Below are 12,599 nucleotides of genomic sequence, written 5' to 3' on the forward strand. Positions count from 1 at the left end.
ATGACTCGAGTACGCCCATCCGGACACAACTCCACGCCGGGGGAGGGGGAGGAGAAGTGCTGCGCGAACGCATGGCCGTGACAGTTGAGAGCAGCTTAGGCCAACGGATGCATCCCTGTCCGGCGAATGGCAACGTAGGCTGCCCCCATGTCTAAGAAGCGCCCGGGCGGTGGCGGCCCCACCTCTACCCAGCAGGTGGCCAAGTTCCTCGGCGTCAGCGTGCTCGCCGGAGCCGTGCTGGCGGGCCTTGCGCTGCCCGCGGTCGGAGCGCTCGGCCTCGCGGCGAAGGGGTCGGTCGAGGGCTTCGACGAGATACCCGCCACCCTCAAGCGGCCCCCATTGAGCCAGAAGACCACCATCCTCGACATCGAGGGCCAACCGATCGCATCGGTCTACTCGCGCGACCGCACGGTCGTTCCCCTCAAGGACATCTCCCCGCTCATGCGGAAGGCGATGGTCGCGATCGAGGACGCCCGCTTCTACGAGCACGGGGCGATCGACCTGAAGGGCGTCCTGCGCGCGCTCAACCGGAACGCTCAGGCCGGCGGGGTCTCCCAGGGCGCCTCGACCCTCACCCAGCAGTATGTGAAGAACGTCTTCGTCGAAGAAGCCGGCGACGACCGGGCGAAGTACCACGAGGCCACCCAGCAGACCCTCGGCCGCAAGATCAAGGAGCTGAAGTACGCGATCCAGGTGGAAGAGGAGCTGGGCAAGAAGAAGATCCTCGAGAACTACCTCAACATCACCTTTTTCGGGCAGCAGGCGTACGGCGTCGAGGCCGCCGCCCGGCGCTACTTCAGCACCTCCGCAAAGGACCTGAAGCTCGAACAGGCCGCGCTGCTGGCCGGACTGGTCCAGTCGCCGTACCGGTACGACCCGCTGAGCAACGAGCAGGAGGCCACCAAGCGGCGCAATACGGCGCTGCAGCGGATGGCCGACCTGGGCGACATCTCGCAGGCCCAGGCGGACCGGGCGAAGGAGAAGCCGCTCGGCCTGGACTACAGCAAGCCCAGGAACGGTTGCATCACCGCGACCAGCGGCGCCGGCTTCTTCTGTGACTACGTCCGGCAGGTCTTCCTGCAGGACAAGATCTTCGGCAAGACCAAGAAGGAGCGGGCCCAGCGCTGGAATCGGGGCGGCCTGACGATCCGTACCACCCTCGACCCGCAGGCGCAGGCCGCCGCCAGCAAGGCCGCCACCAGCAAGGTCGACGAGACCGACAAGATCGCCGCCTCGGTCGTCCAGGTGCAGCCCGGCACCGGCCGGATCATCTCCATGGCGCAGAGCCGCCCCTACGGCCTGGACGGCAGCAAGCACCAGAGCGTCATCAGCCTGAACGTGGACAACAGGATGGGCGGCACGTACGCGGGCTTCCAGGTGGGGTCCACCTTCAAGCCGTTCACCGCGGCCGCCGCGCTGGAGAAGGGGATCAGTCCGGCCAAGGTCTTCTCGAGCGGCTGGAAGATGTCGATCCCCGAATCCTCCTTCCGCACCTGTGAGGGCGGACCGGCCGGCGGCGGCATCTGGAATCTGCAGAACGAGAAGGAGGACGAGACCGGCTCCTGGGACATGACCAGCGCGCTGGGCAAGTCCATCAACACCTACTTCGCGCAGCTGGAGAAGGAGACGGGGCTGTGCGAGACGCTCACGATGGCCAAGAAGATGGGCGTCCGGAAGGGCAACGGCCAACCGCTCTCCGCCGTCCCCTCGCTGACCCTGGGAAGCCAGGACATCAGCCCGCTCACGATGGCCGCCGGGTACGCCACCTTCGCCAACCGCGGCACGTACTGCACTCCGGTGGCGATCGACTCGGTGACCGACGTCAGTGGAAGGAAGCTGGACATCCCGAAGTCGCGGTGCTCGCAGGCCATGTCCGAGCGGACGGCCGACACCATCAACCAGATGCTCAAGGGCGTGGTCGAGGACGGCACGGGGACCAGGGCCGGGCTCTCCGACCGGGACAACGCGGGGAAGACCGGCACCACCAACGACCGCAAGGATGCCTGGTTCGTGGGGTACACCCCGGACGTCTCCACGGCCGTGTGGGTGGGCGCGGACGGGGCGAAGAAGATCCCGATGTACCGGATCACCATCGGGGGCGTGTACTACGACAAGGTCTGCGGCGGCTGCCTCCCCGGCCCGATCTGGAAGACGGCGATGAGGGGCGCCCTGGAGGGGATCCCCGCCACCCCGTTCAACCCCGTGCACGTACCGCGCGGCAAGGACAAGCGCGACAAGGACGAGGAAGAGGACGGCGAGAGCCGGCCCGGGGACGGGAGAGGCCATGACGACAAGCCGTTCCCCGACTTCTCCATCCCGCCGGACATCATCGGCGGTTGGGACGGCAAGAACGGCGGCGGCTGGGGCCGTCGGAAGCCGTAGCGCCGGTTGACGGCCGTAGCGCCGGTTAGCCCGTCGCCCCAGTCGGCACGAGGGGGCGGCCCGGAGTGATCCGGGCCGCCCCCTCGCTCTGCGTGGCGGCTACGACTTGGGGCGACGGCGCCGCATCTGCTAGCCCGCCGCGAGCAGGCGCTTCACCTCGGCCGCCACCCTGCCGCCCTCGGCCCGGCCGGCGACCTTGGGATTCACGATCTTCATCACGGCGCCCATGGCCCGGGGACCCTCAGCACCCGCGACCGCGGCCTCCTTCACCGCCTCCGCGACGATCGCACCCAGCTCTTCGTCCGACAGCTGCTTGGGCAGGTACTCGGCGAGCACCTCACCCTCGGCCCGCTCACGCTCGGCCTGGTCGGCCCGGCCGCCCTGCGTGAACGCCTCCGCGGCCTCCCGCCGCTTCTTCGCCTCGCGCGCGATCACCTTCTGCACCTCGTCGTCGGACAGCTCGCGCGCGGTCTTGCCCGCGACCTCCGCGGTGGTGATGGCGGAGAGAGTGAGCCGGAGAGTGGAGGAGCGCAACTCGTCGCGCGCCTTGATCGCGGCGGTGAGGTCGTCCTGGAGCTTGGCCTTGAGCGTGGTCATGCGGTCGATTTTCGCACCTGCGCGCCGCCCGTGCGCCGCATTAACGGTCCGGCCCTGCCGCCGTACGGGTCCAGGCGTCCGGGTCCTGCCCATCCGGTCCTGGTGCGGTCCTCACCGGGTCGACCGCCCCGGGCCTCGGCCTGCCTGGAGCCGGCGCCGTCTGCGACGATGGGACCCATGCGCGCGCGATACGGAGTACCCCTGGGCATCACGGCGGTCGGCGCGGCCGGCATCGCCTACGCCGCCGGCATCGAAACCCGTTCCTTCCGGTTGCGGCGGGTCACCGTGCCCGTCCTGCCGCGCGGGATGCGGCCGCTGCGCCTCCTCCAGGTCTCCGACATCCACATGGTGGGCGGCCAGCGCAAGAAACAGCGCTGGCTCCGGTCCCTGGCCGCGCTGCGCCCCGACCTCGTGGTCAACACGGGTGACAACCTGTCCGACAAGGACGGCGTGCCGGAGGTGCTGGACGCGCTCGGCCCGCTGATGGAGTTCCCCGGCGCGTATGTCTTCGGCTCGAACGACTACTACGCGCCCAGGCTGCGGAACCCGGCCCGCTATCTGCTGGAGAAGGCCAGCGGCCAGCATGGCCTGAACGGCAAGAACGACCCTGCGATCGGCGTCGAGCGCAACCCCTGGGAAGGCATGCGGGACGCCTTCGACGCGGCGGGCTGGATCGGGCTCAGCAACAGCCGTGGCCGAGTGAAGCTGGACGACGGCGTCGAGATCGCTCTGACCGGGCTGGACGACCCGCACATCAAGCGGGACCGATACGCGCGGGTCGCGGGTGGCCCGGAGGCCGACGCGGATCTGTCCCTGGCCGTCGTCCACGCCCCGTACCTGCGCGTCCTCGAGGCCTTCACCGCCGACCGCTACCCGCTGATCCTCGCGGGACACACCCACGGCGGCCAGCTCTGCATCCCCTTCTACGGTGCCCTGGTCACCAACTGCGACCTGGACACGAAGCGGGTGAAGGGCCTCTCCACCCACACGGCGCAAGGCCGTACCTCGTTCCTCCACGTGTCGGCCGGATGCGGTACGAATCGCTACACCCCGGTCCGGTTCGCCTGCCCGCCGGAGGCGACGCTGCTGACTCTCACGGCCCCCCGGTGACCAGCGGCCCACCCCTTGCGCAGGCCCGATAATCGATTTCGCCTGCGGCGGCGGGTCGGCTACAGTAGTCCTCGTTGCTTCGGGGTGTGGCGCAGCTTGGCAGCGCGCTTCGTTCGGGACGAAGAGGTCGTGGGTTCAAATCCCGCCACCCCGACTCAAGAAACACCAGATCAGAGGGCCCTTCCCATGACGGGAAGGGCCTTCTGATTCGTCGTGTAGAGCCTCCCTGGGAGAAATCTGGGAGAAGATCTTGGAATTTCCTCTCCCAGACGGCCTACCGGCGCGCTCTCAAGCGCTCCTGCAAGAGGCCGTTGAGCACAGCCACAGGAGCCGTGGGACACATCACCAGCCGGGCATCGAGCGCGGCTTCCCACTCAGCGGTGAGGTCCGCCATCAGGTCCTCACGCATCTTCCGCGTGATGTGCGAGTAGCGCGCCTGGACCGATGCGTCGATGTGCCCCATGTGAGTCCCTTCGCGATCGGCACCCAACACGCATCGGCTCGCGCCTGTGCGCCTCTCCCCCGCGCCGGGAGGCCAGGCCAGAGGTCGGCCAGCACGGGCATGGGTCGTTCCTCCTGCGGCGGCTTTCGGGCACCAGCCTGAGGCGGCTGGCGTGAAGAGCCATGTGGCGAACCCGTTCCGTCGCCAATGCGCGGCCTGGTCCACAGCGCCCCCGCCACGGATGAAGCCAAGAGCGTCGATGGCTTCCCGCACCCGGGCCCTGGTCGTCTCGGCAACGACGCCCTGCCCCCGGAAGACGTACATCTTGCCGTGACATGAGCAGGGGTTCGGCCGCGTACGAGCAACGTGGCCCGGACAACAGGGAGTCGAGCCAGGGCGGAGTATCGATGGTGCGATAGCTATCGTCCTTGGGCGGACACCGTTCGAACTGTCCGGTGTCGAGCTCGTAGAGCTGCCACTCCACGCGCAGGGCTGCGGGCCGGACGAATTTGGTCTCCAGCCCTACGAGTTCGCCCCAGCGCATGCCGGTGTAGCCCTTTGTGATGCCCGCCACGAACTCGTCATCGCGCCCGGAGCGGATTGCTGCGCGCTCGGAGATGAGAAGAATACCGAGCGGGTCTGTGACCAACTTCTCCGGGCTGCGGTCGCGCGACCGACCGGCGCGCTTGCCTCTGCCGCGACGCTTAGCGGACCGGGTTGGAGCTGATGAGTTCTTCGTCGATGGCGTCTTCAAAGATCAGATGTAGCGTGCCGCGCCAGGATGCCGTGGCCGTGTTAGCCGAAGATCGTGATGAGGCCGTGGTGGTCATGACCGTGACCGTGGTCATGACCGTGGTGGTGGCCATGACCGTGGTGGTGGCCATGACCGTGACCGTGGCCGTGGTGGTGGCCGTAGCCGTGGCCGTGGTGGTGGTGGTCGTACGCCAGAGCAGTACCGGTCCCGAAGAAACCGACGGCGCCGAGCATGACTCCCACAACTGCGGCTTTCTGAAGCTTGCGCATCAAGTCTCCACCTCTCTCGGGTTACGCAATCCGCAACCTGCCAGATTCATGCAGTTATGGAGACTATCTAAGTTTTAGGCCTTTCTGATCCTCAACTAGGCCACATGGGCCAATTCGAGCGAACTGCTCACCCGCGGGCAAGTGACCAGCGAGCGCTTAACGTTCCGTTAAGCGCTGCCTCCTTCTCGCTGGTGCTGAGCCAGCCGTTCGTCACGCCGATGCTCAGCCTCCCGCTTCCACTTGAGGTAAACGGTCGCGCTTTGCCCCGTCTGAACCCTGGTCAGCGCCACCCAACGTTGCGCTCTGCTGGGCGACTGGGGCAGAGTAAGCGCGTTCATTTGGCATGGGCATGGCTTTGCTGGAGTGCCCTCTGCCCGTACATCCTCCGCATTCCGAGGCCTTCACATGCCCCGAAATAGCCCTGAATGCGGCCCCACAGGAGGTAACACTTGGAGCACCGACGCGTAACCAAGAGGCGGGCGACCGTGGCGGGTGCGGCAATCGTCGCACTGATGGGCGCGGGTATTACGTTGCAGTCTGCGAACGCGAGTGACGATGTCCCCGAGTTCACGCCCGACACCCTCTCGGCCCTGGCGGCGGGAAAGCTGGCATCCGACCTCTCCGCCGACCTGGGCTCCGACGCTGCGGGTGCGTACTACGACGCCGACAGCAGAACGCTGGTGGTGAACGTACTCGACAAGGCGGCCCTCGAGGCCGTGCAGGAGGCCGGAGGCGAGGCGCGAATTGTGCAGAACTCTCTCACCGAGCTGAACAACACCCGCGAGACCCTCGCCGACGAGGCGACCACCCCCGGCACGGCATGGGCCGTCGACCCGACCACCAACAAGGTAGTCGTCACAGCCGACCGTACCGTCGACGGTGCCGAACTCACGAAGCTGAAGGAGGTAGTCAAGGACCTCGGCAGCACCGTGGAATTCAAGCGCAGCAACGGCGAGTTCAAGCCCTTCGTCGCCGGTGGCGACGCCATCCTCGCCAACGGCGGCCGTTGCTCGCTCGGTTTCAACGTCATCAAGAACGGCGCGCCGGCCTTCATCACCGCCGGTCACTGCGGCTCTGCCGGCAGTACCTGGCGTCACACTCGGGGCAAGGTGCTGGGCACCATGACCAATTCGCAGTTCCCCGGGAACGACTTCGCGCTCGTCCAGTACCGAACCCGGAAAGCTGTCGCCCCGAGCGCGGTCAACCTCTACAACGGCACCACCCGGCGCATCACCCGGGCCGCGGCGGCCACTGTGGGCATGCGGGTCACCCGCAGCGGTTCCACCACCCAGGTCCACAAGGGCCGGGTCACCGGCCTCAACGCCACCGTGAACTACGGCAACGGCGACGTCGTCACCGGACTCATCCAGACCAACGTCTGCGCGGAGCCCGGCGACAGTGGCGGCTCGCTCTTCTCCGGTAACGCCGCGATCGGTCTCACGTCGGGCGGCAGCGGCAACTGCACCTCGGGCGGTACGACGTTCTTCCAGCCGGTGACGGAGGCCCTGAAGGTCTACGGCGCCAAAATAGGCTGACAACCTTCCGGGGCCTGACGCCCCGCGGCCCCGTCGCCCTCGCGGTCGACGGGGCCTTCTCGTGCGTGGGCGACTCCGCCGCACCCTCGCGGACATCGCCAAGCTGCGGCCAAGGACTCACCCGTCGACGGGGATAGAGATGCGATGGCTTCCGGTTCAAGGTGCGGCTGCCGCTGACTACGATCGGCTGATGCTTCCACTCCACGTGGCAGACCGGTAGTCGAGGAAGCCGGGAGTCACCTCGAAGTCGACGCTGTCTCCCGCCCGGTCAGGCAGGCAGAAGCCCACTGCGCTAGACCTTGCGGTCAGGTTGACGTGCCGCCGAGATCGGCGTGCCCAAGCCTTAGAGGGATCGATGATCTCCTCGAGCTTGGCACCGCCGTCGTCGCGGGCCTCGACCCTGGTGAGATCGGTGTCCACCGGCCGATCGGTACCATTCTCGATGGTGACGGTGACCTGGATGGCTGTGTCACCAAGGATGTATCCGGCCGCGGCCGGAGAGGGGTCAAAGGTCTCCAGGCCACTCACGGTGAACGGTTGACGGGCTCTTCCGGGTGGGAATGCCGGGCGGCCGCCCGCGCCATACGCTCGGCATATGTCCGATTTCATCTCCGCAGGCGCGTCAGCCGAGGACCTTCCCGCACCGGCCGAGGGCCTGCTGCTCACGCACTTCCTCACGGTCGGCGACGTCCCTCGCTCGCGGGCGTTCTACGCCGACGTGCTGGGCGGGCAGGTGGTGCTGGACGAGAACCCCTGCATCATCAAGGTCGCCAACAGCTGGATCATCATGAACCCCGGCGGCGGGCCCACCGACGACAAACCCGACGTCGTCCTGCGCACACCGGAGGACCCCCACACCGTCTCCAGCTTCCTGAACGTACGGGTGGCGAACATGCACGGCTTCTACGCGGCGGCCCGCGCCAAGGGAGCCGAGTTCCTCACCCCGCCCATCGACCGGCGCGCCGAGCTGCGCTGCTACATGCGCGACCCGGACGGCTACCTCATCGAGGTCGGCCAGGCCACGGGCCTGCTGAAAGGCATCCTGGCACGCACCGGCACCGAAACGTGACCGCTGAACGGCGCCTCACGAGAGAGGCATCCCTCATGGCACACCAGCAGATCCCAGGTCTCGATCCGACCGCAACGCCCAGCGGAACCGGGTGCGTGGAGTGCTTGGCGGGGGACGGACCGGGGTGGTGGTTCCACCTGCGGCGCTGCGCCGCCTGCGGGCACATCGGATGCTGCGACTCCTCGCCCGCGCAGCACGGCACGAAACACGCGCGCGAGGCCGGACACCCCCTGCTGACCAGCTTCGAACCGGGTGAGGACTGGTTCTGGAACATCGAGACCGATCAGTACTACCAGGGGCCGGAGCTGGCCCCGCCCACCGCGCACCCGGCCTCGCAGCCCACCCCGGGCCCCCGGGACAAGGTCCCTGGGGACTGGGAGCGGCAGCTCCACTGACCGCGCTCGATCGTTGGACTCTCCGGTCCGGGAGTCAGATCTGCCGGACCGGGTCCGTGATGCCTCCTGGGCACGCGAGCGCCGCGATGTCCCATCCGGCGCGTCCGGCCCCGGCCCGGTAGGCGCTTTCGTAGAAGGCGAGGACGGCGGCGCGGGGATCGGTCTCGACGCGGGCCGCGTCGTAGCGCAGCACGGCCAGGTGGCTGTCGCCGTGCGCGACCCACCGCGCGGACGCGGGGCTGAGCGGCTCCCCGGCCAGGCCGGCGGGCTCGGGGACGGTGTAGGAGTAGAAGGCGGGCTCGGTGAAGGTGTCGTCGCCGAACCAGAAGCCGAAGCTGATCACTTCCCGGGAGTACGCCTCCCGGGTAACGGGGTCGGCCTGCCGGGGCTGGTCGATCCGTCGCCCGGAGAACCGGCTGTGGGCGATGTCGAAGGTGTGCCAGAAGTGATGCACCGGGCTGTTCTTTCCCGAGTAGCCCGCCGCGAACTCCTCCAGCACGGACGCCACCTGGCTCAGGACCCGCCAGTAGCGGTTGGCGGCCACGGGATCGTAGGTCGCGTGCTCGGTGTCCTCGGCGAACGGCCGGCCGGCGTCGGGCAGGTCGAAGGGCCTGGGAATGGCGATGTCCACCCGGACCCCCAGCGCGGTCAGAGCGGCCAGGGTCGCGTCGTGGAAGGACGCGACGGACTGGCCCGGGAGCGGGAAGGACCGCTCTTCGCCGTCCAGCGTCGCGACGATGAGCCGGTGGTCGACGAAGTCGAAGTCGATCGTGAAGATCGGATTCCCGTCGACCTGACCCATCGGACGCGTGGTGATACCGCGCCCCGTGACATGGAACGGGACGTTCCACCAATGGTTGCGCCGGGCGCTCGCCGCCAGGCGGATCTTGCCGACGATCTGTGCGAAGCGGTGCAGTGTCTCCTTGGTGTCCCGCCACTCCGTCAGCGGCATCGGCGGAAACAGCTCCATCACGCTCCCATGATGACCCCGCGGGCGGTGTCCGGCACCCGCGCCGGGGGCCCGGAGGGAGCGGTTCAGTCCTCGGCCACCCGAGCCGGCGTGGACGCGTGCAGCACCTCGCCGCGGAAGAGGGCAGGGCTGCGGCGCTGCATGACCAGCATCAGCACGAGGCCGGGCCCACGGCGATGACGAAGACCGAGCCGACGCCCGAGACCGAGCTGCCGCTGCCGAAGGCCGGGTCCCACTTGTCCTTCAGAGTCTGGCGGAACACGGCACTCAGCATCAGTCCGCCGGTGCCCGGGAGCACGCCCTTGACGAGCGGGTCGCGGGCCGGAGGCGGTGAGGTCGCGGCGTGCAGCAGTCCCGCGTGAGGCGCTGGGAGAAATCTGCGAGAAGATCTTCTCCCGGCGCCTTCCAGATGCCGTGGCAGATGGTCGACGGCCTGCGCCCCCGGGTACGCAATCCAGGCCGCACAAGACCACTGGGCGGCCCCTCTAGCGGATCGCACGTCGAAGGGTGATGTCGTACCCGAACTCGCCCTCGTACTCTTCCTCGGCGACCAGAACCCACAAGGTTCCCATCGGGAACAGTGCTCGCCCGTGCTGGCGCAGAGGAACCCACACGTACGGGGTCTCGGTCCATCGGCTGTGGGCGGAGTACCAGTCTCCGGGCGTGGCGTCGGGCCGCGCGGCGCGGTACTGCCACCGGCCGCCACGGTGGCGGCGGCAGACCTCTCCCAGGTACCAGGCCGCGCCTTGAAGGAAGGGATCACCGGCCTCGCGGGCGGTGCGGAACTCGGCGTCGCTGTAGCGCTTCTCAACGAGAGTTTCGAGTACGTCGAGGGAGTCGACGCTGAAGTCCCACCCGGCGGGGTCGCCTGCTTTCTCGGCCCACGCGGGGAAGCTGTCCTCCCGCTCGGTGAGCCACGCGGTCAGGCGCTCGTCGGTGACCGGATCGGGGACCACGTCCAGGTACTCCACCGCGGCCTTCACCGGCCGCCATGAGGCGTACCGCTCCTTAGCGACGTCGACCGCGCGCTGAAGGCGTTCGTTCGCGCCCTGGAAGACGCCACCGGTTTGCTCGGTCAGGGCCTGGTCCAGCAGATCCAGCACCCGCACCGGGCCCAGGCCAAGCGTGCTGTCGAAGACCGCGACGGGAACGCCGCCGTCTTCTCGGGGCCCCCCGCTTCAGTCCCAGTGTCCGCCGGCAGTGTGCATCAGGGTCTCGCCCAGGTAAGCCGCGACCGTGATGATCAGGTCCGGCTCTGCCGTCTCTCCGACGAAAGCGTCGATGAGTTCTTCTTCCAGTACCCCGAGGGAGTCGTGGCTGAAGCTCTCCGGGACCAGGTCCGGCGCCAGATCACGGAGCCGGTCCAGCGCTTCGCGTAGCTCGCTCATCCAGTCGTCCAGGAAGCCCGCGCCGTCGCGCTGTATCGCCGCATCGCTCATGCTGGGCAACTTCCCGGGTTCCGCGGACACCTCCACGCCGAGGGAAACACCTGATGCAACCGGGCTCGGTTGAGCTGAAGTTGACGTGCGACACACGCATTCGTCGCGTAGTTCATCGACAGGCCCAGCAGCACCGACAGGAAACATGACAGCACTTGACTCGCCCGCGTGAGCACATGCCGGTACACGAAGTCCCCCGTATCCCATGGGTGTTGATCGACGTCTGGGCCAGATGATTATCCCCAAGGGCACAGGCGTCTGGTTCGACGGACTTCAACGTGACCTATCGCCGCCTGGCCGGCTAACCGAACCAGCCGCTCACACGGCTCGGCCGGATCGTGCCCCTCGCTCGCCGGTGCCGATTCTCGCCCTTGGCGGCCGACTGAACGTCCTGGCGTTCGCCCGCGTACCTCACAGCACGCGCCGTGCCAGCCGCAGCTCTCCCGACGACACGAAGGAACAGTCCTCAGTGCCATAGGGAGGCACCATGTATCCGAATCGACGCGCGAAGCGCCCCAAGGACCGGACCCGCGTGGTCGCGATAGCGCTCGCCGTTGTCGCCGCGCTCGCGCTCATCCCCCTGGTGATCTCCATTCAGGGAGGAAACAGCGGAGCTTCCACGGACTCCCCGAGCGCGGGCGGTGTTCCGCGGCACGGCGGCGGTCACCTCAGCGGATCGGGCACCTCCGACCAGTCCGTGTCCGCCTCGGGCCGCTCGGGGACGGGTCCGCAGACGGTGACCGAAGTGGACCAGACGTTCCTGGTCAAGGTCCGGCAGGCGGGGCTCTGGGAGATCCCGGCCGGCCGTCTGGCCCAGAGCAACTCCTCCAGCGAGGCCGTCAAGCGCGCGGGGCTGCATCTCATCGACGGCCACAGCAAGCTCGACCAGTTGGTCCGCGAGGACGCCAAGATCCTCGGAGTCGAGCTCCCGAACGAGGCAAGCGCCGAGCAGCGGGGCTGGGTCAACCAGCTGAGGAACGCCCACGGGGCCGAGTTCGACCGCCTCTTCGCCAACCTGCTGCGCGCCTCGCACGGCAAGATTTTCGCCACCATCGGCGAGGTCCGGGCCGCGACCCAGAACGATCTCATCCGCCGCCATGCACGCCAGGCCAATCAGACGGTCCTGGACCACCTGGAGGTTCTGGAGGACACCGGACTCGTGGCTGCCGAGACCTTCAAAGAGGTCGAGGCCGCCGTCGCGCCCAAGTGAGTCGCCGTGGAATGCCAGGGCATTGGCGCTGTACGTGCGACGCGCCGCGGCGACCCCGTGGGCCTGCCGTCCGCACCGGGCGAAGTCACAGGGATCCTTCTGGCATTCGGCTGTTCGGGCACTGCGAGGCACGGCGAGGACCGGATACTTGACAAGGATCTTTTGCATTGTGCAATGATGCGCTGGCAGGGGCCCCGGCCGCCGACCTGTCGGGAGCGGCGCTGGCACGGCGACGCAGCTCGACACGCATCTCCACGCCGTCGGCCGGGGCCCTCGGAAACGCTCCCACCGGGGCCGGCCCCTGCTCCCACGGGCCGGCCCATGGGAGCAGGGCGGGCCCTGCCCGCGTCGCTGGGGCCCGCCTTCGCCGGGAACGGCCGTTCCATCCGCTCGGTGAGCGGACCCGCTTCCTCAAAGCCCCCGATGC

General features: G+C 68.2%; 12 protein-coding genes, 1 tRNA gene and 2 pseudogenes. 8 read left to right on the forward strand and 7 right to left on the reverse strand.

Annotation, left to right across the window (positions count from 1 at the left end; translation table 11 throughout):
• Positions 1-147 precede the first annotated feature (147 nt).
• Positions 148-2,382, forward strand: a complete 2,235-nt coding sequence (locus tag ACTWQI_RS05690) for a transglycosylase domain-containing protein (protein ID WP_443268057.1) — start codon at positions 148-150, stop codon at positions 2,380-2,382.
• A 129-nt stretch (positions 2,383-2,511) separates the two neighbouring features.
• Here the strand turns inward: ACTWQI_RS05690 and ACTWQI_RS05695 are convergent, their stop codons facing one another.
• Positions 2,512-2,979, reverse strand: coding sequence for a GatB/YqeY domain-containing protein (locus ACTWQI_RS05695; RefSeq protein ID WP_443268059.1), 468 nt, complete (start codon positions 2,977-2,979; stop codon positions 2,512-2,514).
• A gap of 177 nt (positions 2,980-3,156) precedes the next feature.
• On the opposite strand from ACTWQI_RS05695, the gene ACTWQI_RS05700 reads away from it, so the two are divergent.
• Complete coding sequence (locus ACTWQI_RS05700) at positions 3,157-4,089, forward strand: metallophosphoesterase (protein ID WP_443268060.1); 933 nt, start codon at positions 3,157-3,159, stop codon at positions 4,087-4,089.
• An 80-nt stretch (positions 4,090-4,169) separates the two neighbouring features.
• Positions 4,170-4,243 (forward strand) — tRNA-Pro (locus ACTWQI_RS05705).
• Positions 4,244-4,363: 120 nt separating this feature from the next.
• Here the strand turns inward: ACTWQI_RS05705 and ACTWQI_RS05710 are convergent.
• Positions 4,364-5,415 (reverse strand): annotated as a pseudogene (locus tag ACTWQI_RS05710) (hypothetical protein).
• On the opposite strand from ACTWQI_RS05710, the gene ACTWQI_RS05715 reads away from it, so the two are divergent.
• Positions 5,396-5,632, forward strand: coding sequence for a hypothetical protein (locus ACTWQI_RS05715; RefSeq protein ID WP_443268061.1), 237 nt, complete (start codon positions 5,396-5,398; stop codon positions 5,630-5,632). The pseudogene ACTWQI_RS05710 and the gene ACTWQI_RS05715 sit on opposite strands and share 20 nt — an antisense overlap.
• A gap of 371 nt (positions 5,633-6,003) precedes the next feature.
• On the forward strand, positions 6,004-7,089 hold the full coding sequence (locus ACTWQI_RS05720; protein ID WP_443268063.1) for a S1 family peptidase: 1,086 nt from the start codon (positions 6,004-6,006) through the stop codon (positions 7,087-7,089).
• Between the two features lie 177 nt (positions 7,090-7,266).
• On the opposite strand, the gene ACTWQI_RS05725 is transcribed toward ACTWQI_RS05720, so the two are convergent.
• Positions 7,267-7,617: a hypothetical protein gene (locus ACTWQI_RS05725; protein WP_443268065.1), complete on the reverse strand. Its 351-nt coding sequence runs from the start codon at positions 7,615-7,617 to the stop codon at positions 7,267-7,269.
• 67 nt (positions 7,618-7,684) lie between these two features.
• On the opposite strand from ACTWQI_RS05725, the gene ACTWQI_RS05730 reads away from it, so the two are divergent.
• Together ACTWQI_RS05730 and ACTWQI_RS05735 are read left to right on the forward strand one after the other, a co-directional pair.
• Positions 7,685-8,158, forward strand: coding sequence for a VOC family protein (locus ACTWQI_RS05730; RefSeq protein WP_443268067.1), 474 nt, complete (start codon positions 7,685-7,687; stop codon positions 8,156-8,158).
• 35 nt (positions 8,159-8,193) lie between these two features.
• Positions 8,194-8,553 carry a UBP-type zinc finger domain-containing protein gene (locus ACTWQI_RS05735; RefSeq protein WP_443268069.1) on the forward strand — a complete coding sequence of 120 codons (360 nt, stop codon included), beginning with the start codon at positions 8,194-8,196 and terminating at the stop codon, positions 8,551-8,553.
• A gap of 34 nt (positions 8,554-8,587) precedes the next feature.
• On the opposite strand, the gene ACTWQI_RS05740 is transcribed toward ACTWQI_RS05735, so the two are convergent.
• The 4 genes and pseudogenes from ACTWQI_RS05740 to ACTWQI_RS05755 all read right to left on the reverse strand — a co-directional run bounded on the left by ACTWQI_RS05740 (position 8,588) and on the right by ACTWQI_RS05755 (position 10,962).
• Positions 8,588-9,523, reverse strand: a complete 936-nt coding sequence (locus tag ACTWQI_RS05740) for a DUF5996 family protein (protein ID WP_443268644.1) — start codon at positions 9,521-9,523, stop codon at positions 8,588-8,590.
• 65 nt (positions 9,524-9,588) lie between these two features.
• Positions 9,589-9,845 (reverse strand): annotated as a pseudogene (locus ACTWQI_RS05745) (amino acid transporter); the annotation flags it as partial.
• A gap of 163 nt (positions 9,846-10,008) precedes the next feature.
• The gene (locus ACTWQI_RS05750) at positions 10,009-10,632 is read right to left on the reverse strand and encodes a hypothetical protein (protein WP_443268071.1); all 624 of its coding nucleotides are present in this window, start codon (positions 10,630-10,632) and stop codon (positions 10,009-10,011) included.
• 69 nt (positions 10,633-10,701) lie between these two features.
• Positions 10,702-10,962: a hypothetical protein gene (locus ACTWQI_RS05755; RefSeq protein ID WP_443268072.1), complete on the reverse strand. Its 261-nt coding sequence runs from the start codon at positions 10,960-10,962 to the stop codon at positions 10,702-10,704.
• 487 nt (positions 10,963-11,449) lie between these two features.
• Here ACTWQI_RS05755 and ACTWQI_RS05760 point away from each other — a divergent pair, with 487 nt between their 5' ends.
• Complete coding sequence (locus ACTWQI_RS05760) at positions 11,450-12,172, forward strand: DUF4142 domain-containing protein (RefSeq protein ID WP_443268073.1); 723 nt, start codon at positions 11,450-11,452, stop codon at positions 12,170-12,172.
• Positions 12,173-12,599: the final 427 nt, after the last annotated feature.

The organism is Streptomyces sp. KR80, assembly GCF_052245555.1.
In the GTDB taxonomy this organism is placed as follows: domain Bacteria; phylum Actinomycetota; class Actinomycetes; order Streptomycetales; family Streptomycetaceae; genus Streptomyces.